The organism is Citromicrobium bathyomarinum (genome assembly GCA_001306305.2).
Classification (GTDB): Bacteria; Pseudomonadota; Alphaproteobacteria; order Sphingomonadales; family Sphingomonadaceae; genus Alteriqipengyuania; species Alteriqipengyuania bathyomarina.
In genome coordinates this window covers 1,159,286-1,181,837 of sequence record CP155577.1, presented here as the reverse complement: position 1 = coordinate 1,181,837, position 22,552 = coordinate 1,159,286, and the positions used below count along the sequence as shown (strand labels likewise).

The following is a 22,552-nucleotide window of genomic DNA, read 5'->3' as shown; positions in this document are numbered from 1 at the left end:
CATGATCCGGCAGGCGTTAAACCGTTATCGGATCGTGAACGCGGTTGGCTGCAAGAAGCTTCATCCTGCGCTCCGGAGGCGAGACGAGGGGTTCTGGGATGACGTATCGCGGAGATGCGCGGATGCTTGCGCGTAACGAAGTGCGGGATGCCGAATTCGCCCGAAGCGGCGAGGTGAGCCTCGGCCCGCCTGTGTCTGCCTATCGCGGATTCGGCTACAACTCCGTCGCCGGCGGCTGGACCGACGACACCACCTTTCCGCGCCGCATGGCCGACGTGAACGGCGATGGCCGCGCGGACATCGTCGGCTTCGGCGCTGCTGGCGTCTTCGTCGCGCTGGCCGATCCGGCCGGCGGGTTCGGCGAGACATTGCTCGCCTATAACAGCTTCGGGGCCAGCGCCGAGGCCGGTGGGTGGGCTGACAACTCCTTCTATCCGCGAATGCTTGCAGATGTGAACGGAGATGGCCGCGCAGACCTGCTCGGCTTCGGATCGGCGGGCGTCTATGTCGCGCTCGGCCTCGCGCCGACGGCTGAGCAGCCGGTCCGCTTCGGCGACGTTGCGCTCGCCTATAACGGGTTCGGCCCCGCGAACGAGGCAGGCGGCTGGACCAACGAAGGCATCTATCCGCGCACCGCGGCCGATGTGAATGGCGACGGACGGGCAGATCTCGTCGGCTTCGGATCGGCTGGGGTTTACGTCTCCCTCGCCCGGGAGGACGGCACCTTCGCTCAGGCGACGCTCGCCTATAATGGTTTCGGCGCAAGCGATGTTGCCGGCGGCTGGGCCTCGTCCGAGCACTATCCGCGCGAAATGGCGGACGTGAACGGAGATGGCCGGGCGGACATCGTCGGCTTCGGTGCAAATGGCGTGTTCGTTGCGCTGGCGCAGGAGAGTGGCGGCTTCGGCCCGACCATTCTCGGCCTCGCCAGCTTCGGCTTCGCACCCGAAGGCGGCGGCTGGACCAGCAGCGATACCTATCCGCGCCGCCTCGCCGACATGAACGGCGACGGGTATGCCGACATCGTCGGCTTCGGCGGGCTCGGCGCTTACGTCGCGATCGGCAATGGCGACGGAACCTTCGCGGATCCCACCCTCGCGCTGCGGTCCTTCGGCGCAAGCGATGCGGGCGGCGGCTGGTTTTCGAACGACCGGTTCTACCGCACGCTGGCCGATGTGAATGGAGACGGCCAGGCGGACATCGTCGGCTTCGGTGGCGACTTCACCTATGTCTCGCTCAGCGGCAATCGCGCGCCGACGATCACCAGCAGCGATGCCGTGACGCTCCTCGAAGGATCGGTGCTCGCATATACCGTTACGGCGAGCGATCCGGACAACAACACGCTGTTCTTTTCGCTGAGCGGCGAGGATGCGGAGGCATTCTCGATCGACGCCCGAACCGGCGCGGTCAGTTTCCGCCAAGCCGCCGATTTCGAGGCCCCGGCTGATGGGAACGGCGACAATACTTACGAGATCATAGTGACCGCCACCGACGGCGTGCTTGCCAGTTCCTTCGCCGTCACGCTGTATGTCACCAATCTCAACGAGATTACCGGAACCTCTGAATTCGAGTCCTTGTACGGGACCGAAGCGGGCGACCTGATCCGCGCACTCGGAGGGGGGGACTTCATATATGGCGGTAGCGGGGACGACTTCCTCGAAGGGGGTGCAGGAAACGACACGCTCTACGGCGGAGCGGGCGATGACATCCTCTATGGAGACGCCGCCGGTTTCGACGATGGCGGTAACGACGTCCTTTTCGACGATGGGGGCGGAAATGACCGCCTCTACGGCCAGGACGGAAACGATCATATCGGTGTCAGTCGCTCCAGCCAGACGGCCAATGTCTTGCTGCTCGATGGCGGAGCCGGAAACGATTCGATCGTTTTTTCCAGCACCCGCTATGTTGATACCGTCACCATCCTCGGCGGATCCGGCGATGACGAGATCATCGTCAACGCCGTCTCGCAAAGCACGGTTGACGCTGGGTCGGGTGACGACTTCGTCGTGATCAATCCGAGTGGGGGGGTGCAGACGATCACTCTCGGGACGGGGAATGATATCATCTGGCTGGGGCGCCGAGACCCGGTCGCCTCACCCGACGCAACGATTATCATCACGGATATGACTGCCGGTGAGGATCGCCTGGCTCTTGAGGAATATCTCCCCGAGTACCTGATCGGCTGGGATCCGGCGACCAACCCCTTCGCGAGCGGGCACCTGCAACTGGTCGATGTGAACGGCACCGCGACTCTCCAGATCGACCGGGACGGTGCATCCCAGAGCGCCTATAGTCCGCAGTCCGTGGTGAGCTTCACCGGCAGAACCGCCGCCACAATGACTGCGCGCGAGCTGGGTTACCCAATAAATGGCGACGCCCCGGTCGGGGAGACGTTTACCGGTACATCCGCGCGTGAAATCCTGAGCGGCAGCAATGGAGCCGATACTCTCAGCGGTCTTGCCGGAGACGATACGATCTGGGGCCGAGCGGGCGACGACCTTATCGAAGGCGGCGAAGGTGCGGACCAGCTCAACGGTGGGTTGGGCAACGACACGCTCTACGGCAATAATTTCAACGACGCTGGGCCGGATATATCGGACGATATTCTCGACGACATCGGCGGTGGGAACGACCGGCTGTTCGGCCAGCGGGGCAATGACACCCTGTTCGTCTCACGCCTGACTCAGGCCTCCAGCGTCCTCCTTCTCGATGGCGGCCAGGGCGAAGACCGGATCTTTTTCAATTCCGTGCGCTACATTGATGATGTCACGGTGGTCGATGGGACGGGCGCCGACCAGATTTATGTCGGCGGGGTCCGGTTGGGCTTGATCGATGCTGGCGAAGGCGATGATTCCGTCAATATCAGCATATTCGGGGGCTCGCAGAGCGTGACCCTGGGGGCCGGAAGCGACGCCATCACGGTCCAGTCGCTGCTCAACACGATTGCCTACAGCCTCGGTAGCGAGGTCGTGGTGACCGATTTCACCGTGGGAGAAGACCGGCTCTCGCTCACAGGCTTCCTGAACTCGGCATCGCAGAACTTGCCGACCGGTTCCAATCCCTTCGCCACCGGGCACCTGCAACTGGTCGCTGAGGGCGAGGACACGCTGATCCAGTACGACCGCGATGGTGCTTCGGGCGAGAACTACGCCTTTGCGACCATCTTCAGGCTGGTCGGCGTCTCACCGGACAGCCTGAGCGCGACCGAACTGGGCTACGCCCCCGATGGGTCGGGCTCCGCCGCAGTCGTGTCGCAGGAGGCTGCGTACGAATATCGCTTCGACGATGGCTGGAGCGGACACGCGTATGATGATGCGGTCCGCGCGCTGGCGCAGTTCGATGATGCGACCGGGGCTGGCGGCCCTGATATGCAGAACTTCCCCGCAGCCTTCGCGCAGTCTGCCGTAAACGGATCAGGCGACTGGCCCATGCTGCGAGTAACCCTGCCGGACGCAGGCCTCGAACATCTGCAAATGTACTGATCGCCGCGGGCCTGCGCGGTGCGCAGGCTTAGGACCTGTCGCTTAGCCTTGCGCCGCTTCGTAGAGGCGGCCAGAGCGCGCGCCGGAGCGGCAGAAGGCCAGCACCGGTCCCGGCATCTCGGCCAGTGCCTGCGCGAAATCGTCTTTGCGCGCGGCGATGTCCTGCGGCCCGGCGATGGGGATATGCCGTGCCTCGATCCCCGCATCCTGTGCGGCCGCAGCAATCACTGACCAGCTGGGCTGGCCGGGTTCCTCGCCATCGGGGCGGTTGCCGATGATCGAGCGGAAGCCACGATCGGCCAGCGCAGGCAAGTCTGCCGGGTCGATCTGCCCCGCGACCCACACGTTTTCGTCGAGCTGCGTCATGTCCATTACGTTGGTCCTCTTGTCGGATCGATGGTTGCGCCGCCTCAGTCCTCGCTCGTCGCGCCGGTTTCGAATTCGAACGGCGGCAGACGGTTGACCGCCTCGCGCAGCGACAGGCTCCATTGCTCGGAGATGCGACGGAAATAGGGATCGTTCACTTCGATCCGCTGCTGGTGGGCAAGCTTGCACGCATCGCGTTCGTAAGTTGCCAGGTCCAGTGGGAGGTCGACTGCCAGGTTGGAGCGGATGGTCGAATCGAAGCTGACCATCAGCAGCCTGGTCGCATCCTCGAAAGTCATCGCCGGGTCGAAGGTGCGCACGATGATCGGGCGGCCATACTTGGTCTCGCCGATCTGGAAAAAGGGCGAATCATCGCCCGCCTCGATGAAATTGCCTTCCGGGTAGATCAGGAACAGGCGTGGCTCGCTGCCCGCGATCTGCCCGCCCAGGATCAGGCTTGCCCGGAACGGTGCGCTTGCCTCGGGCCCTTCATGGCGCAGGGAAGAAATCACCTCGCGCAGGGTATCGCCCACGATGGTCGCGATCTGGAACATCGAGGGGGCCGACATGATCGACGGGTCGCGTTCGGATGGCGCCTTGGTCCGCTCGTCCAGCAGGCTTACGACCGCCTGCGTGGTCGCCAGGTTTCCTGCGGAAAGCAGGGTGATGATCCGCTCTCCCGGGTTTTCCCAATGGCGCATCTTGCGCACCTGCGAGACGTCGTCGACGCCCGCATTGGTTCGCGTATCGGACATGAAGATCAGGCCGCGGTCCAGCCGCATGCCCACGCAATAGGTCATCTAGTTCGGCACTCGTCGTAGTTGCGGGGAAAGGATTATTGCTCGACCTTCAGGGTGACAAGCACGCCTTCGTCACTTCCCCCCATCCGCATGCCGTTGATCGGCGCGGCTTCGCGGAAGTCGATTCCGGTCGCGACGCGGATATAGCGCTCGTCGGGCGAATAGCCGTTGGAGATGTCGAAACCGACCCAGCCCAGCCCTTCGAAAAAGGCTTCCGCCCAAGCGTGGCTGGCGTCCTGTTCGACCCGGTCGTTCATCATCAGGTAGCCCGAGACGTAGCGTGCAGGCAGGCCCATCAGCCGCGCTGCGGAACAGAAGATATGCGCGTGGTCCTGACACACGCCGGTGCCGCCCGTGATCGCTTCTTCCGCCGTGGTGCCCGAATGGGTGTTGCCGCCTTCGTAGCCGACCGTGTCGAGGATCGCGGCGGACAATGCGTGCCCGGTGGAAACCTGCGCGATGTCGCAATCGCCAAGCTCGGATACCAGCTTGCGCACGCCCTCGCCCGCACGTGTCAGCGGGGAAGATCGCCGGAAGTGCCAAAGCGGCAGGAAGCCCTGGTGCTTGCCCAGAACGCCGTCACCCTCGGTATTTTCGACCAGGCCGACGCACCGGATGGAGGTTTCGGTGCGGCCCGGCTCGATCCCGATCAGGTCAACCCGGTTGCCGTTGTGATCGTCATAGCAAAGCTCGGTCGCCCCGCCCTCGACCGTGATGGTCCAGTCCAGCACCTTCTGGCCACGGCTGTCTTTCGGCCGCATGCGGACCTGCTGAAGCCCGTAGGAGACCGGCGCGTCATAGGTGTAGCGCGTCTCGTGATCGACCCGCAGCCTCATGCGCCCGGTCCGAACGAATAGTCGGTGGAAATCTGGCTCGCGAGCCGGTTGTTCGCGTCGAGGAAGCTTTCGATGAACTCGTGCAGCCCGTCGTCGAAGATCGAGTCCATCGACCGGCCCAGATAATCGAGGTGAATGCGGTCGGCCAATTCGCAGGACTCCGTGCGGTTGTCGTAGTTCTTCGCGAGGTAGCCCAGATTGTCGCATATCTTGTTATAGCAGAACGCAAGGCTGCGCGGCATCTGTTCGTGCAGGATCAGGAACTGGGCGATGTCGCGCGGATTGACCGTCGCGCCGTGGAGCCACTGGTAACTGCGCAGCGCCGAGACAGAGCGCAGGATCGTCTCCCACTGCTTGATGTCGAGCGTTGAGCCGACCTGACTAATCGATGGCAGCAGCAGATAGTACTTCACATCGAGGATCCGCGCGGTGTTGTCGGCGCGTTCGATGAAGGTGCCCAGCCGCACGAAATTGAAGCCGTCGTTGCGCAGCATAGTGCCGGTGGTCGCGCCGCGCACCAGCGCGTTCTGCTGGCGGATCGTGGTCAGCGTGTCGGGCAGGTCCGCTTCGGGGATTGTCCCGCGCAGCAGCTTGTCGAGCGTCATCCAGCTTTCGTTGGTCGCTTCCCACACCTCGCTGGTCAGCCCGATCCGGACACCGCGCGCATTGTCGCGCGCGGATTTGACCATCGAGATGATGCTGGAGGGATTGTCCCGATCGCTGAGCAGGAATTCGATCACCTTGGACGAATTCGGCTCGCCGTGGCGGGCCTTGAAAGCATCCAGCTGGCCGACCGTGGTCAGCACGGACTGCCATTCCGAACGCGACGACCCCGCACGCGTCAGCGCGATGCGGAAGCCCGCGTCGAGCAGACGCGCGGTCGCCTCCGCCCGCTCGAGATAGCGGAACATCCAGAAGAGGCCGGACGCGGTCTTACCCAGCATCGCGCGCCTCCATCGAGAGAACCGTCACGCGATCAGTCATCGAGCACCCACGTATCCTTGGTCCCGCCACCCTGGCTGGAATTCACCACCAGCGATCCCTCGTTCATCGCCACGCGGGTCAGCCCGCCGGGCACGATGTCGATCGAATTGGGCGCCATCAGCACGAAGGGGCGGAAATCGACGTGGCGCGGGGCAAGGCCCTGCTCGGTAAAGATCGGCACGGTCGACAGCGCCAGCGTGGGCTGTGCGATGTAGCCTTCGGGCTGTTCCTTCAGCTTTGCGCGGAAGTCGGCGATTTCCTGCTTGCTGGCGGTCGGGCCGATCAGCATGCCGTAGCCGCCCGAGCCGTGGACCTCTTTCACCACCAGTTCGTCCAGCTTGTCGAGCACTTCGGCCAGCTGGTCGGGCTCCGAACAGCGCCAGGTGGGCACGTTCTTCAACAGCGGTTCTTCGCCGGTGTAGAATTTCACGATCTCGGGCATGTAGCTGTACAGCGCCTTGTCGTCGGCAATCCCCGTACCCGGCGCATTGGCGATGGTCACACCGCCCGCGCGGTACACATCGAAGATCCCCGGCACGCCGAGCATCGAATCCGGATTGAAGTTGAGCGGGTCGAGATATTCGTCGTCGATCCGGCGATAGATCACGTCGACCGGCTTGTAGCCTTGGGTGGTGCGCATCGCGACGCGCCCGTCGATCACGCGCAGGTCCGATCCCTCGATCAGTTCCGCGCCCATCTGGTCGGCAAGAAAGCTGTGTTCGAAATAGGCGGAATTGAACGTCCCCGGCGTCAGCACCGCCACGGTCGGCTTGTCGAGGCACGCGGCGGGCGCGCAGGACGCCAGCGAGCGGCGCAGCCAGCTGGGGTAATCGCTGACCTCGCGAATCGGGATATCTGCGAACAGCTCCGGAAACATCTGCAGCATGATCTCGCGGTTTTCGAGCATGTAGGACACGCCCGAGGGGGTCCGCGCATTGTCTTCCAGCACGTAAAATTCGTCGGGCCCGGTGCGCACGATGTCGGTGCCGATGATGTGGGTGTAGATACCGCCGGGCGGATCGAAGCCCATCATCTTGGGCAGGAACGCGGCATTATTGGCGATCAGGCTTTCCGGCACGCGCCCTGCGCGCAGAATCTCCTGCCGGTGATAGATATCGTACAGGAACGCATTGATCGCACGAACGCGCTGCTCGATCCCCTTGGAGAGCTTGCGCCATTCGTTGCCCGACAGCACGCGCGGCACGACATCGAACGGGATCAGCCGCTCATCCGCCGCCTCTTCGCCATAGACGTTGAACGTGATGCCGATCTTGCGGAAGAAATTCTCTGCCTGTTCGGACTTTCGCAGAACCCGGTTGTCAGGTTGGGAATCGAGCCATTTGCGAAATGCCCGGTAGGCGTCGCGGGTCTCGCCCGACTTGCCCCCATCATGTCCAAGCATTTCGTCGAAGCTCAATTGAGTTCCTGGCCTTCCTGTTCGGCTGTTCCGGCTTCTCTACTGGCCGTATGCCGTCGATAGTCACCCAACCAAGAGCCTGCGTCAATTGTTCCGCCGCGCGAAATCTTCACCTCATCCGGAGACGCGCCCTTCGATCAGTCGATCAACCAGCGACGGGTCCGCGAGCGTCGATGTATCGCCCAGAGAACCATAATCGTTCTCGGCGATCTTGCGCAGGATACGGCGCATGATCTTGCCCGAACGGGTCTTTGGCAAAGCGTCGGTGAAATGGATCCGGTCGGGCGTTGCCACCGGGCCGATTTCTTTGCGGACCTGCTGGCGCAATTCTTCGGCAAGCGCGTCCGAACCGTCGTCGCCCGCGTTGAGCGTGACATAGCAATAGATGCCCTGCCCCTTGATGTCGTGCGGGAAGCCGACCACTGCGGCCTCCGCCACATGCGGGTGGAGCACCAGCGCGCTTTCCACCTCGGCCGTGCCCATCCGGTGCCCCGAGACGTTGATCACATCGTCGACCCGGCCCGTGATGCGGTAGTAGCCGTGCGGATCGCGCTGACACCCGTCGCCTGTGAAGTACTTGCCCTTATAGGTGCTGAAATAGGTCTGCACGAAGCGGTCGTGATCGCCGTAGACGGTGCGCGCCTGCCCCGGCCAGCTCGCGGTCAGGCACAGATTGCCCTCCGCCACGCCATCCAGCACGGCGCCTTCGTTGTCGACCAGTTGCGGCTGCACGCCGAAGAACGGCAGGCCGGCACTGCCCGGCTTCATCGCGTGGGCAGCGGGCAGCGTGGTCAGCATGATCCCGCCGGTTTCGGTCTGCCACCAGGTATCGACCACCGGCACGCGGCCCTCGCCAGGAACGTCGCGATACCAGCGCCATGCTTCCGGGTTGATCGGCTCCCCCACCGAGCCGAGCAGGCGCAGGCTCGAGCGGTCGTGCGCGGTGACGAAGCGATCGCCCTCGCGCATCAGCGCGCGGATCGCGGTCGGTGCGGTGTAGAAGATCGAAACCTTGTGCTTTTCGATGACCTGCCAGAAGCGCCCGTGGTCGGGATAGTTGGGCACGCCTTCGAAGATCACCTGCGTCGCCCCGTTCAGCAGCGGTCCGTAGGTGACGTAGCTGTGCCCGGTGATCCAGCCGATGTCCGCCGAGCACCAGAAGATGTCGTCCGCCCTGTGATCGAACGCATAGTGGAAGGTCGTCGCAGTCCACACGCCGTAGCCGCCCGCGGTGTGCAGCACACCCTTTGGCTTGCCGGTCGAGCCACTCGTGTAGAGGATGAACAACGGGTCTTCCGCATTCATCGGCTTGCACGGGCAGTCGTCTTCACTGGCAAGGTCGGCATACCAGTGGTCGCGGCCCTGCTTCATCGCGATGTCCGCCCCGGTATGTGCGATCACCAGCACGCCCTTCACCGGAGTATCGTGTTCGTCGACAGCGGCATCGACATTAGCCTTGAGCGGGATCGGCTTGCTCCCGCGCAGGCCTTCGTCGGCGGTGATCACGAACTGGCTCTCGCAATCGATGATGCGGCCGGCCAGCGCCTCGGGCGAGAAGCCGCCGAACACGACCGAATGGATCGCGCCAAGCCGCGCACAGGCGAGCATCGCGACCACGCCTTCGACCACCATCGGCATGTAAAGCGTGACCCGCGCGCCCTTGGTCACGCCCATCGCCTTGAGCGCATTGGCCATGCGCACGACCTCGCGATGAAGATCGGCGTAGGTCAGCGTGCGGATTTCGCCGTCGGGATCGTCGGGCTCGAAGATGAGCGCAGTCTTGTCCGCCTTGTCGGCCAGATGCCGGTCGACTGCATTGTGACACAGGTTGAGCGTGCCGTCGGCGAACCACTTGATATCGACCGGGTCAAACGACCATTCGCCGCCTTTGGTGGGAGCATCGATCCAGTCGAGCCGCTGCGCCTGCTCAAGCCAGAACCCGTCCGGGTCGGACAGCGAGCGGGCGTAATCCGCCTCGTATTGTTCTGCGGTGCAGTTCGTCTTCGCGGTCTGCGGCGGGTCGATGAATTCGCTCACGGCGCTGGCTCTCCCAATCGTGTTTTCCAATTGGCTAACCGATCGATACGGTTTTGGCGACCGCGCAGCTTTGATGGGGCAACTTGCGCAGCGGTGGCCCGCGGACGAACGAACCAGCCTGAACGACGAACGACATGGCCCCGCCCTTGCGCCATCCGGGCAAGGCCAATAGCGAGTGACCCTGTAACATCGGCGCCGAGTCGCGTGCCGGAAATTTCAGGGGAATCAGATGCGTAACAAGGTGTTTTTGATGGCCGCCCTCATGGCGGGCGTCGCGGTCCAGCCGCTTGCCGCCAAGGAAGGCATGTTCACTCCGGAGCAACTGCCCGAGATTGCCGACGATCTGAAAGAGACCGGCCTCGAACTCGATCCCGAAGCGCTCACCGACCTCACCGGCTTCCCGATGGGCGCGGTCGTCAGCCTGGGCGGCTGCTCGGCCAGCTTCGTCTCGCCGCAGGGTCTGGTCGTCACCAACCACCACTGCGCGCGCGGATCGGTGCAGTACAATTCGACCGCCGAGAACAACTATCTCGAAAACGGCTTCCTCGCGAAGACGATGGGCGCCGAACTGCCTGCCGCACCGGGCTCGCGCATCTACGTCACCACCGACTTCAGCGACGTGACCCAGCGCATGCGCGCAGGCACGGACGCGATGACGCCCAATGAACGGTACGACGCGATCGACCAGCGGGCGAAGGACATCACTGCGGAGTGCGAGCAGGAGGCCGGCTATCGCTGCCGGGTCGCGAGCTATTACGGCGGCGACGAATACAAGCTGATCAAGCAGCTCGAAGTGAAGGACGTGCGCCTCGTCTACGCCCCGGCGGATTCGATCGGCAAGTATGGCGGCGACGTCGATAACTGGATGTGGCCGCGTCACACCGGCGATTTCTCGTTCTACCGCGCCTATGTCGCGCCCGACGGCTCCTCGGCCGAATATTCCGAAGACAACGTGCCCTACAAGGCCGAGCACTTCCTGAAGGTCTCCAAGAGCGGGCTCGACGAAGGCGATTTCGTGATGGTCGCAGGCTATCCCGGCTCGACCTCGCGCTACGCGATGCTCGCCGAAGTCGAAAACACCTTCGGCTGGGAATATCCGACCTTCCAGAAGCTGCTGACCGACTGGATCGGCACCATCGAAGCCGCCGCGCCCGAAGGATCGGATGCGCGCGTCAAATACGAAGCACGCCTTGCCGGGCTCAACAATTACGAGAAGAACCTGCGCGGCCAGATAGAAGGCGCACGCCGCGTCGGCCTGATCGAACGTCGCCGCGAACGCGAAGCCGCGCTGGCCGACTGGATCGCCGCCGATCCCTCGCGGGCAGCCTATGGTCCGGCGATCGAAAACCTGGCCGAACTCTCGCAGGAAAGCGCCACTGCGGCGCGCACCAGCTTCTGGTACGGCAACGCCACTCGTGCGCAGCTGCTCTCGGTCGCCCAGCGGCTCTATCGCCTCGCCAAGGAGCGTGAGAAGCCCAACGCCCAGCGCGAGTCGGGCTATCAGGAACGCGACATGGCGTTCTTCCGTCAGGGCCTGCAGGCGCTGGACCGCCGCTATGATCCGAGCGTCGACAAGGCGGAATGGGAGCTGTTCCTCAACGGCTATCTCGCCCAACCCGAAGCGGAACGCGTCGCCGTGTTCGACAACGCCCTGGGCCTGACCGGCGTCGACGATGCCAAGCAGCTCGATGCGATCCTCGACGGTTACTACGCCAACACCTCGCTCGACGAGAGCGAGACCCGCCTCGCGCTGATGGATGCCAGCGTCGCCGATCTGGAAGCGAGCGACGATCCCTTCATGAAGCTCGCCATCGCGCTCTACGATTACGAGCGCGGGCTGGAAGACGAAGCACAGGAGCGCGCCGGTCGCGCCCTCGCCCTGCGCCCCGCCTATATGGAGGCGATCACGCAGTGGCAGTCCGAACAGGGCATGCTGCCCTATCCCGATGCCAATTCGACGCTCCGCATCACCTACGGCAACGTCATGGGCGGATCGCCGTTCGACGGGATGGAATACCTGCCGTTCACCACGCTCGAAGGGATCACCCAGAAGGACACCGGGATCGATCCGTTCAACGCTCCGGCGCGCGAACTCGCCCTGATCGAGGCGAAGGATTACGGCCAGTACGAGCTCGACTCGATCGGCTCGGTCCCGGTCAACTTCCTGTCCGACCTCGACGTGACCGGCGGCAATAGCGGATCGGCCACTCTCAACGCCAAGGGCGAGCTGGTCGGCCTGCTGTTCGACGGCACGTTCGAAAGCGTGAATTCAGACTGGGATTTCGACCCGCGCACCACGCGGTCGATCCATGTCGACACCCGCTACATGTTGTGGGTGATGGAAAAGGTCGACGGGGCGCAGAACCTGATCGCGGAAATGGACATCGTCGACTAGACGGCGATCCACTTCCGAAGAAAAGAAAGGGCGGCCTGCGGGTCGCCCTTTTTTGCAGCAAACGTCGGTTTAGCGGCGCATAGCCGATCGCCGTTTCAATCTTTGTTAGCGATATATGGCTATCGTCCTCGTATGAGGATGGACGAGAGGACACAGGGTACCTCGCCCGATCGGCCTGAAGGACGATTGCGCGCGACGCGAGGACCCTTACCCTGGCTGATGCGGTGGAGCCATGGGACACCCCATGCGCTGCGCCCGTTCATGTGCGGTGCTCTGCTTTCCTCGCCCGGCGCGGTAATTCTGGGCGCAGTGAATGGCCTGTTCCTGGCCACCCTCGCCCATTTTACAATCGGTGGCCCCGCCTTCGCAATCATCATCGCGATCGAAACGATCCTGCTGTTCGCCCGCTTGGTCAGCCTGAAGCGGGTGAGCAAGATCCGCTCCAGGGGCGAAATACCGGGCATTGATACACCGATCACGCTTTCGATCCTGTGGTGCGCACTGCAGGGTGCACTTTTCTTCTTCTCGATGAGAAGCGGCAATACGGCCATGATGGTCCTTGTCGCGGCCCATTGCATGGGTCTGGTCGGGCCGCTGTGCGCGCGCAACTACGCGGCCCCCCGGCTCGGCCTGCTGCTGGTCGCGCTATGCGTGGGCCCGTTTCTGGCCGGCGCGGCGAGCACGGGCGAACCGCTGATGCTGGCGCTGCTGGCGCTGCTTCCCGGCTTCCTGATCGGCTCGATCCAGCTACTCGCGCACTATCGCAGCGCGATGCTTTCCGCCCTCAGCGCGGAGATGATCAATGCCGAACGTGCACGTCGCGATCCCCTGACCGGTCTGCTCAATCGGCATGGGCTGGAAGGGGTTATGAAAAGCCTCTCCCGCGGCGAGGTGTTCTCGCTGGTGTGTTTCGATCTGGACGGCTTCAAGCCGATCAACGACCGCTTCGGCCATGCCGCAGGCGACGATCTGCTATGCGAGGTCGCCAATCGGATGCAGTCCGCGCTTGCCGAGGGGCAGGTTCTCGCGCGGATCGGCGGAGACGAATTCCTTGTCTTACTCCCTGGACAGGGTGCCCAGGCTGCCGAAACGGTCATCCAGGCGGTACTCGCCAAGGTCTCCGGCGCGCCCTACGCGGCCGATGCAAAAAGCCTGGTCGAGATCGGCGTTACTGCGGGCTTCGCCTGTTACCCGGACGATGCCACCAACATTGCGGAGCTGCATGTTCTGGCCGACCGGGCGCTTTATGCCGCGAAGAGGGCGGGCAAGGGTATCGGCACGCGCTACGCGCCCACGCTGGCCGCGTGACGGCTCAGCAGATCGTCTCTGTTGCGCAGATCGCAACGCGCGATGACGAACCGGCGCTGGTAGCACGGCAGGCTTTTCTGTAAGTCGCGCCCATGTTCGATGCAGTCGATCCCATCATTCTGGCCCGGATCCAGTTCGCGTTCACGGTCAGCTTCCATTTCATCTTCCCGGCCTTTTCGATCGGGCTGGCGAGCTATCTTGCTGTCCTCGAAGGCCTTTGGCTGAAGACCGGCAAGACGGTCTACATGGACCTCTTCAAATACTGGCTGAAGATCTTCGCGATCGCGTTTGCGATGGGCGTCGTCAGCGGCATCGTGATGTCCTACCAGTTCGGCACCAACTGGGCGGTCTTCTCCGACAAGGCAGGGCCGGTGATCGGGCCGCTGATGGCCTACGAGGTGCTGACCGCGTTCTTCCTCGAAGCGGGCTTCCTCGGCGTGATGCTGTTCGGGATGAACCGCGTGGGCAAGAAGCTGCATTACGTGGCCACGCTGATGGTCGCGGGCGGCACCTTCATCAGCGCGTTCTGGATTCTTTCGGTCAACAGCTGGATGCAGACGCCCGTCGGCTACGAAATCGGCGCCAATGGCCAGTTCCTGCCGGGCGACAGCTGGGTCGAGATCATCTTCAACCCCAGCTTCCCCTATCGCCTCGTTCACACCGTGCTGGGCGCGTATATCACCACCGCCTTCGTCGTCGGCGGTGTGGGCGCGTGGCACCTGCTCAAGGACCGGACCAACGGGCACGCCCGCAAGATGTTCTCCATGGCGATGTGGATGGCCGCGCTGGTCGTGCCGATCCAGATCTTCGCGGGCGACATGCACGGGCTCAACACGCTGGAGCACCAGCCGCAGAAGGTGATGGCGATGGAAGGCCATTACGAAAGCCACCCCGACGGCGCGCCGCTGATCCTGTTCGGAATTCCGGACAGCGACGCGCGCGAGGTGAAATACGCGGTCGAGATTCCCAAGGCCTCCAGCCTGATCCTCAAGCACGATCTGAATGCGCCGCTCGATGGGCTCGATACGATCCCGCTCGACGAGCAGCCGCCCGTGGGCATCGTCTTCTGGAGCTTCCGCATCATGGTCGGCCTCGGCTTCGCGATGCTCGGCGTCGGCCTGTGGAGCCTGCTCGCGCGCTGGCGCGGCAAGCTTTACGAATGGCGCTGGCTGCACCGCGCCGCGCTGGTGCTGGGCCCGGCGGGCTTTGTCGCGGTGATTGCAGGGTGGATCACCACCGAGGTCGGCCGCCAGCCATACGTCATCTACAACCTGCTGCGCACTGCCGATGCGGCCAGCCCGCTGGCCGCGCCTGCCGTGGGCGCTTCGCTGATCGCCTTCGTGCTCGTCTATTTCGCGGTTTTCGGCACCGGCACGTGGTACATCATGCGCCTAATGAGCCAGCCGCCCCACGCCCGTGAAACCGGGGTCAAGCGCGGCGATACGGGCCCAATCCGTACCGCCGGGATTACCCCGGGGCCGACGCAGGATCCGGGTAATCTCAGCCCGGATTCGCTCAGTTCCATCCAGTACATCGAGCCTGAGAGTAAGGAGGACGACCAATGATCGACCTCACCACAGTCTGGGCCTTCATCATCGCCTTCGCGATCTTCGCCTATGTCGTGATGGACGGGTTCGACCTCGGCATCGGAGTGCTCTTCCCCAGCTTCGCGGTGGGCCGCGAACGCGACCGTGCGATGAATTCCATCGCACCGGTGTGGGATGGTAACGAGACCTGGCTGGTGCTGGGCGGCGGCGGCCTGTTCGCGGCCTTCCCGCTGGCCTATGCGGTGATCCTGCCCGCGACCTATCCGCTGATCATCGCAATGCTGCTGGGCCTCGTCTTCCGCGGGGTCGCGTTCGAATATCGCTGGCGCGATCCCTCGCACCGGCGATTCTGGGATGCAGCCTTCAGCGGCGGATCGATCGTCGCCGCGCTGTCGCAGGGGATGATCCTTGGCGCGCTGCTGCAGGGCATCGAAGTTACCGACCGCGCCTATTCGGGCAGCTGGTTCGACTGGCTGACGCCCTACACGCTGCTGACGGGTGTCGGCACGGTCGCAGGCTACGCGCTGTTGGGTGCGACATGGCTGGTATGGAAGCTGGACGGCGACGGGCAGGCCCATGCGCGCAAGCTGGGCAAGATCGCGGCTCTCGCAACCCTCGCGCTGATGGGCGCGGTCAGCCTCTACAACCTCGTCTTGCGGCCCGAATATGCCGACCGCTGGTTGAGTGCGCCTGCGATCTACTGGGTCGCGCCGATCCCGATCGCCACGCTGATCGTGGCCGGGTTCCTGTGGCACGCGCTGTCGTGCGACCGGCACTCCAAGCCCTTCTGGCTCTCGCTTGCGCTGTTCCTGTTCGGGCTCGCGGGCGTAGGCGTGACCATCTGGCCCAATGTCGTCCCGCCGGGACTGACGATCTGGGATGCCGCCGCGCCCGAACGCAGCCAGATCTTCATGCTTGTCGGCGTGGCAATCACCATGCCGCTGATCATCGCCTATACCGCCTGGGCCTACTGGGTGTTTCGCGGCAAAGTGGGCGACGAAGGCTACCACTGATGGCGGAAGGTGACGTCGACTCCCCCCTCTGGAAACGGCTCGGCTGGATGGCCGCGATCTGGGGGATGAGCGTCGCCGTGCTGGGTGCGGTGGCCTTTCTGATCCGCTGGTGGCTGATACCCTGAGGGCACGCACCGGCCACAATCGGTCGCCGATCGAAACTTAAATTCCCGGGCACACTCGCCAATCGGGAGAGGCTTGCCTATCGTCGCCGCCCATGCGCTGCGCGATCACAATTGCCCTCGCCGCCCTGGCCCTGACCGGATGCGTCAATCTCGCGCCCGACCGCGCCCAGCCGCAGGTGACCGCGCAGCTGCCCGAGGGGTTCCCCAATAACGAGAATGCAGCACCTTATCGGCCCACCGCATGGTGGACCGCGTTCCAAGACCCGGTGCTCGACGCGCTGGTGGCCGATGCGCTGGCCGACAATCTCGACATCGCCGAAGCCTCTGCCCGGGTCGCGCAAGCCGCCGCGCAGGCGCGCGTGGCCCGCTCCGCCCTGCTGCCACGAGTCAGTGCCAGCGGCGATGCCAGCTATTCCAACACCCCGCTGAGCGGGAGCGCCTTCGGCGGTTTTCCCGGAGGGGGCGGCGGCGCTCAGAGCAGCCGGATCGAAAACGATTCCTACTCGCTCGGCCTCGGTGCCTCCTACGAGATCGACCTTTTCGGCCGCGTCCGCAACGATTACGCAGCCGCACGCGCCGATGCCCTCGCCGCCGAATATGATTATCGCACGGTCCAGCTCGCCGCCGCGGCCGAGACCATCGCGACCTATTTCGAAATCGTAGATTCGCGCCGCCAGATCGAACTGACGCTGGAAACGATCGATCTCCTGGCCGATCGCGCCGCGCGGACCGAAGAGCGATTCCGGCGCGGACTGACACAGAGCTTCGAGCTTTATCAGGTGCAGCAGGACCAGCGGAATGTTCAGGCATCCCTGCCCCAGCGTGAAGCCGCGCTCGACGACGCTGAGGGCCGTCTGGGTGTTCTTGTGCGCGTTTATCCGCAGGCTGTGGAGGCGCGTCTCGCACGCCCGCTGACGCCGCAACTGGTGTTCGACGAGGTGCCCGCAGGTCTGCCTGCCGACCTGCTCGGCCAGCGACCCGACGTCGCTGCGGCCTGGGCGAGACTGGAGGCCGCCCGCGCCCGGGTCGGCGCCCGCAAGGCAGAGCGCTTCCCCTCCATTACCCTGTCCGCACAGCCGGGCACGCAGGGGGGCGACATCGGCGGCGCGCTGGATGTAGCAAACAACTGGGCGGTCAATCTTGCCGCCGGGCTGACTGCGCCGATCTTCCAGGCCGGTCGGATTTCCGCCAATATCGAGGCCGCGAAAGCAACCTACGATGCGGCAGCGGCCAATTACGCGCGCACCGTGCTGACCGCCTTTCGCGAAGCGAACAGCGCGATCGAGGATTACGAAGAGAACCGCCAGCGCTATCGGCTGATCCTCGCCCAGCGCGAAGAGGCGCGCTTCTCCGCCGATCTGCAAGCCCGCCGGTTCGACGCCGGAGTGGGCGACTATGTCAGCTATCTCGATGCCCTGCGCGCGCTCTATCAGGTCGAATCCGCGCTGTCTTCGGCAGGCCGCACGGTCGCGATCTCGCGCCTTGGCATCCACCGGGCGCTGGGCGGAGACTGGGCCACCCCATCAGCGCCCGATTGGCTCGCGCCCAACCCGGTCGAGATGGTGCCCGCCCCTCAGGAAGGACAAGAGCCATGAGCCGTCGCAAACAATTGCTGCTGGTGGCGGCCGTGCTGGTCGGGGCGATCCTGATCGCAGTGCTGATGGTGACCCTGCGGCCAGAAGCGCAAGAGCAGGAGCGGGTCGAGCAGGCCCCGCTGGTAGAGACGGTCGCCTTCCAGCAGGACACAGGCCCGTTGGAAGTGCGCGGTAGCGGCACTGTGCAGGCGAGCGAAACCGTCACCGTCGGGGCCGAGGTCGGCGGGCGGCTGGTCTATGTGAACCCGGCTTTTCGCGAGGGCCGCACCGTCCCGCGCGGGGCAACGCTGTTCCGCGTGAACCCGGTCGACTACCAGAACCAGGTCCGCACCGCGCGCGCCGATGTCGCGGCGCAGGATGTCGCGGTGCTGCAGGCGCGCGAAGAACTGGAAATCGCCCGCGAGGAACTCGACCGGTTCGCGCAGCGCCAATCGACCCGCGACGTATTGCAGGCGGGGATAGACCCTGACGATTATGCCGCGCGCATCCTGCCCCCCGGCTCACTCGCGCAGCAGGCATTCTCCGGGCTACAGGCAGGTCGGGATCGCGACTCGCCCAGCCGCCTCGCCACGCGCGAACCGCAACTGCGCTCCGCTCAGGCAGCGCGGGAACGTGCCTCCGCCAATCTCGAAGCCGCCCAGCTCTCGCTCTCCCGCACCCGGATCAGCGCGCCCTTCAGCAGCCTGGTGGAGGAAGAGAACGCCGCGGTCGGCACGCTGGTGCAGCCGGGCCAGACGCTCGGCACGCTGGTCGCGACCGACGCTTTCGAGGTGCGCGTGGCGCTTACCGAGGATGAGGCAGCTCTGATCCCTTCCCTGCTGCGCGCCGATGCAGGCCGCATCCCCGCCAGCGTGACCTTCGTCTATGGCGGCGTCACCTACCGGTGGGATGCCTTCGTTGACCGCGCGGACCCGATCCTCGACCCGCAGACGCGCACCATCGACGCCTTTTTGAAAGTGCCCTCTCCGCTACGTAGCGGGCAGGCGGTCGATGGAGGCGAGGATGCTCCGCCGGGCCCGCCGCTGCTGCTCGGCAGTTTCGTCGAGGCGCGGATCGTGGGGGAGGTGCCGGTGCCATTCGCCCGCATCCCGATCGCCGCGCTCAGGCCCGGCAACGAGATCTGGGTGGTGCGCGAGGGGCGGCTGCGTATCCTGCCCGTACGCGTCATCCAGCGCTCCGACGAGATTGCCTACGTCACCACGCAGAGTCTTGCCGCCGGTGGCAGGATCGTGACCAGTACCCTGCGCGCGCCGACCGACGGCATGCGCGTACGGGTCGCAGGGGCAGAAAAGCAGCGCCGAGCGGGCCAGTCTGGCGGTGAGTGACACGGAAGACCATACCGGCGCGGTCGACCGATACGGCAACGAAGCGAGTGACCGGGCGCGCGACCGCTCGGGGCCGATCGCGTTTATGGCGCGCAACGGCGTTGCAGCCAACCTGCTGCTACTGGCGATGCTGGTGGCGGGCTATTTCTCCTACACCAGCATCGTGCAGGAGGTGTTTCCCGAAAGCAGCCTCGATACGATTTCCGTCTCGGTCACCTATCCCGGTGCCACGCCCGAGGAGATCGAGGAATCGATCGTCCAGAAGGTAGAGGAAGCGGTCGAGGCGATCGAGGGCGTGAAGCAGATTACCGCGACCGCAGCCGAAGGGCGCGGCACGGTCAACGTAGAGCTGGAACTGGGCGCGGACATCGCCCGCGCGCTGGACGAGGTGAAGTCCGAAGTCGACCAGATCCAGACCTTCCCCGACGAGGCGGAGGAACCCGATATTCGCGAACTCACCACCCGGCTGGTGGTGCTGCGGATCGCGCTGTTCGGAGATGTGAACGAGCGGACGCTGAAGGAAACCGCCTATCGACTAGAAGATGCGGCCGCCGCCCTGCCGGAGATCAGCTATGTCGATACCTCGGCGGTCCGCAATTACGAGATCTATGCCGATGTTCCCCAATCGCGCCTGCGTGCGCTCGGCCTGTCGCTCCCACAGGTCGCCCAGATCGTCGGCCAGTCGAGCCTCGACACCCCGGCAGGGTCTATCGAGACGGGCCGGGAAGAGGTGCGCGTGCGCACCATCGGCCAGAACTACGACCAGCAGGACTTCGAGAATATCATTGTCCTGACCACGCAGGACGGCGCAACCCTGAGGCTGGGCGACATTGCTGATGTCGACGACAGCTTCGAGGATTCGGACCTCATCACCCGGTTCAACGACCAGCCGCTCGCCTTCGTTGACGTGTACCGAACCAGCGACGAACGCGTGCTCGATATTGCCGAGGCGGCCAAGAACCTGGTGGCCAACGAGTTCGACATGCCGCCCGGCATCTCCTACGCGATCTGGGAAGACAGCTCGGAACTGCTCGAAGACCGGCTGGACTTGTTGCTGCGCAACGCCGCGTTCGGTCTCGTCTTGGTGCTGGCCGCGCTGACCCTGTTCCTCGACCTGCGGCTGGCGATGTGGACCGCCGTGGGCATTGGCGCGACCTTCGTGGGCGCCATCTTCATTCTCGACTGGGCCGGGTCGAGCATCAACATGTTCTCCCTGTTCGGCTTCATCCTCGCACTTGGCCTGGTGGTCGACGACGCGGTTGTCGTGGGCGAGAATGTTTATGCGGAGCGGGAGCGCGGTCGCACCGGAATGGGTGCCGCGATCGCCGGGGCGCAGCGCGTGAAGGTACCGGTGTTCTTCGCGGTCGCGACGACCATTACCGCATTCCTGCCGCTGCTGGCGGTGGGCGGCGTGATCGGCAAGATTCTGGCCGATATCCCGCTGGTGGTGATCGCGGTGCTCACGCTCTCGCTGATCGAGGCGCTTTATGTCCTGCCCCATCACCTGAGCACGCTGCCCGATCCCTCGCACAAGCCTGGCAACCCGGTCACACGCTTCTTCGCGCGGGTGCAGGCGTGGGTCGATGAGCGGTTCAAGGCCTTTGTCGAGGGCCCGCTCGACAGGACACTGCGCTTCGTGGTGGCGGCGCCCTATCTGGTCGTCGCAGGCGGAATTGCTCTGTTGATCCTCTTCGTGGCGATGCTGCCCGCCGGGATCATCAAGTTCTCCTTCTTCCCCGAGATCGAAGGGGACATCGTCACCGCCTCGCTCGAAATGCCTGCGGGCACCACGGTCGAGCGGACGGCCGAGATAACCAGCCGGATCGAAGCGGCGGCCGACCGAGCGCTCGCCCGGCTCGAGTCTTCCCCATCTGGCGAAACGCAGGCGCAAACCGGGGCTGCGAGCGGCGGGCCTAATCCGAGCTTTCTCGAAGCGACCTACACGACGATCGGGCTGGCGCAGACGGGCCAGGGCCCGGGCGGACCACAGCGAACCGTACGCCCCAACCTTGCCAACGTGCAGCTCAGCCTCGTCCCCGCGGCCCAGCGCGACATATCCGCAGTGAGGATCGAAGAGGCATGGCGCGAGGAGCTGGGTGAAGTGCCCGAGGCGAAATCCCTCTCCATTTCCTCCTCGCTGCTGGGGATCGGCGAACCGGTCAACGTACAGCTGAGCCACCCGGACGATGCGGTGCTCGATCTCGCCGGCGACCGGCTGATGAACCAACTGGCAGGCGTTGCCGGCGTGTTCGACATCGAAAGCGATCAGGACGCGGGCCAGCAGGAAATCGAGCTACGCCTGAAGCCTTCGGCGCGCACGCTGGGGGTAACCTTGCAGGATGTCGCAGGGCAGGTGCGGGCGGCATTCTTCGGAGCCGAAGCGGTGCGCGTCCAGCGCGGGCGCGAGGACGTGCGGGTCTATATTCGCCTGCCCGAGGAAGAGCGCGATTCGATCGCCGATATCGAGAATTACCGGGTCCGCGTGCCCGGCGGCGAGGTCGCCCTGTCGAGCCTAGCGCAGGTATCCTTCGGCGAGGCGCCTTCGGTCATCCGGCGGGAGGACGGGCACCGGATCACTACGATTACTGCCGATGTCGATAGCGACACGATCACAGGGCAAGAGGTCGCCGACCTGCTCGACAACGAGATCATGCCCGAACTGCAGGCGGATTACCCCTCCCTACAATATGATTTTGGGGGAGAGCAGGAGGAACAGCAAGAAAGCTTCGGCGATCTTGGGCAGGCTTTCCTGCTCGCGCTGGTGGCGATCTACGCGCTGCTCGCGGTGCCCTTCCGCTCTTACATCCAGCCGCTGATCATCATGGCGGCGATCCCCTTCGGCATGATCGGGGCGCTGATCGGGCACCTGCTTCTGGGCATCCCGCTGGGGATTCTCTCGATGTTCGGGATCATCGCGCTGTCCGGCGTAATCATCAACGGCGCGCTGGTGCTTATCGACTTCCTGAACGAAAACCTCGCCAACGGCATGGAGCCGGGCGAGGCTGTCATCGACGCGGCGAAATCACGCTTCCGCCCGATAATGCTGACCGCAATCACGACGTTTCTGGGCGTGGCGCCGATCACGTTCGAGACCAGCCTGCAGGCGCAGTTCCTGATCCCGATGTCGGCCAGCTTGGGCTTTGGCGTCCTGTTCGGCACAGCGCTGCTGATCCTGCTGATCCCTGCGCTCGCGACGATCCAGATGCGTGCGGTCGCGAGGGTTCAGAGGTGGCGCGGCAGAAACCGCGATGCCGTCGATCCCGGAGGCGAACCTATGGTTCCCTAGGGGCGCAACGCAAGCGCGCTCCTAGGGATAAAAGCT

15 protein-coding genes are annotated in these 22,552 nt (G+C 64.5%); 9 read left to right on the top strand and 6 right to left on the bottom strand.

What is annotated here, in order from left to right; all coding sequences use genetic code 11:
• The first annotated feature begins 98 nt into the window (after window positions 1-98).
• Window positions 99-3,482, top strand: coding sequence for an FG-GAP-like repeat-containing protein (locus VO57_005945; GenBank protein XBL70877.1), 3,384 nt, complete (start codon window positions 99-101; stop codon window positions 3,480-3,482).
• Between the two features lie 42 nt (window positions 3,483-3,524).
• Here VO57_005945 and VO57_005940 read toward each other — a convergent pair whose 3' ends face one another.
• The 6 genes from VO57_005940 to acs all read right to left on the bottom strand — a co-directional run bounded on the left by VO57_005940 (window position 3,525) and on the right by acs (window position 9,922).
• Window positions 3,525-3,854: a TIGR01244 family sulfur transferase gene (locus tag VO57_005940; protein XBL70876.1), complete on the bottom strand. Its 330-nt coding sequence runs from the start codon at window positions 3,852-3,854 to the stop codon at window positions 3,525-3,527.
• Window positions 3,855-3,892: 38 nt separating this feature from the next.
• Window positions 3,893-4,648 carry a peptidase gene (locus tag VO57_005935; GenBank protein ID XBL70875.1) on the bottom strand — a complete coding sequence of 252 codons (756 nt, stop codon included), beginning with the start codon at window positions 4,646-4,648 and terminating at the stop codon, window positions 3,893-3,895.
• Between the two features lie 35 nt (window positions 4,649-4,683).
• Entirely contained in the window at window positions 4,684-5,484 is an 801-nt protein-coding gene (locus VO57_005930; GenBank protein ID XBL70874.1) for a transglutaminase family protein, read from the bottom strand.
• Window positions 5,481-6,428, bottom strand: coding sequence for an alpha-E domain-containing protein (locus tag VO57_005925; GenBank protein XBL70873.1), 948 nt, complete (start codon window positions 6,426-6,428; stop codon window positions 5,481-5,483). Before VO57_005925 ends, VO57_005930 begins: the two co-directional genes overlap by 4 nt.
• 32 nt (window positions 6,429-6,460) lie before the next feature.
• Window positions 6,461-7,885: a circularly permuted type 2 ATP-grasp protein gene (locus VO57_005920; GenBank protein XBL70872.1), complete on the bottom strand. Its 1,425-nt coding sequence runs from the start codon at window positions 7,883-7,885 to the stop codon at window positions 6,461-6,463.
• A gap of 114 nt (window positions 7,886-7,999) precedes the next feature.
• Window positions 8,000-9,922 (bottom strand): acetate--CoA ligase, encoded by a 1,923-nt coding sequence (acs, locus tag VO57_005915; protein XBL70871.1) that lies wholly within the window; start codon window positions 9,920-9,922, stop codon window positions 8,000-8,002.
• A 250-nt stretch (window positions 9,923-10,172) separates the two neighbouring features.
• On the opposite strand from acs, the gene VO57_005910 reads away from it, so the two are divergent.
• The 8 genes from VO57_005910 (at window position 10,173) to VO57_005875 (ending at window position 22,516) form a co-directional block, all read left to right on the top strand.
• Window positions 10,173-12,317 carry a S46 family peptidase gene (locus VO57_005910; protein XBL70870.1) on the top strand — a complete coding sequence of 715 codons (2,145 nt, stop codon included), beginning with the start codon at window positions 10,173-10,175 and terminating at the stop codon, window positions 12,315-12,317.
• 219 nt (window positions 12,318-12,536) lie between these two features.
• Window positions 12,537-13,625 carry a GGDEF domain-containing protein gene (locus tag VO57_005905; protein ID XBL70869.1) on the top strand — a complete coding sequence of 363 codons (1,089 nt, stop codon included), beginning with the start codon at window positions 12,537-12,539 and terminating at the stop codon, window positions 13,623-13,625.
• 92 nt (window positions 13,626-13,717) lie between these two features.
• The gene (locus VO57_005900) at window positions 13,718-15,190 is read left to right on the top strand and encodes a cytochrome ubiquinol oxidase subunit I (GenBank protein ID XBL70868.1); all 1,473 of its coding nucleotides are present in this window, start codon (window positions 13,718-13,720) and stop codon (window positions 15,188-15,190) included.
• A complete protein-coding gene (cydB, locus tag VO57_005895; protein XBL70867.1) occupies window positions 15,187-16,185 on the top strand; it encodes a cytochrome d ubiquinol oxidase subunit II in 999 nt (332 codons plus the stop codon). The genes VO57_005900 and cydB overlap by 4 nt, the downstream gene beginning before the upstream one ends.
• Window positions 16,185-16,310 (top strand): DUF2474 domain-containing protein, encoded by a 126-nt coding sequence (locus VO57_005890; protein XBL70866.1) that lies wholly within the window; start codon window positions 16,185-16,187, stop codon window positions 16,308-16,310. The genes cydB and VO57_005890 overlap by 1 nt, the downstream gene beginning before the upstream one ends.
• 92 nt (window positions 16,311-16,402) lie before the next feature.
• Window positions 16,403-17,905 (top strand): TolC family protein, encoded by a 1,503-nt coding sequence (locus tag VO57_005885; protein ID XBL70865.1) that lies wholly within the window; start codon window positions 16,403-16,405, stop codon window positions 17,903-17,905.
• The gene (locus VO57_005880; GenBank protein XBL70864.1) at window positions 17,902-19,230 is read left to right on the top strand and encodes an HlyD family efflux transporter periplasmic adaptor subunit; all 1,329 of its coding nucleotides are present in this window, start codon (window positions 17,902-17,904) and stop codon (window positions 19,228-19,230) included. Before VO57_005885 ends, VO57_005880 begins: the two co-directional genes overlap by 4 nt.
• Window positions 19,223-22,516: an efflux RND transporter permease subunit gene (locus tag VO57_005875; GenBank protein XBL70863.1), complete on the top strand. Its 3,294-nt coding sequence runs from the start codon at window positions 19,223-19,225 to the stop codon at window positions 22,514-22,516. The genes VO57_005880 and VO57_005875 overlap by 8 nt, the downstream gene beginning before the upstream one ends.
• Window positions 22,517-22,552 lie beyond the last annotated feature (36 nt).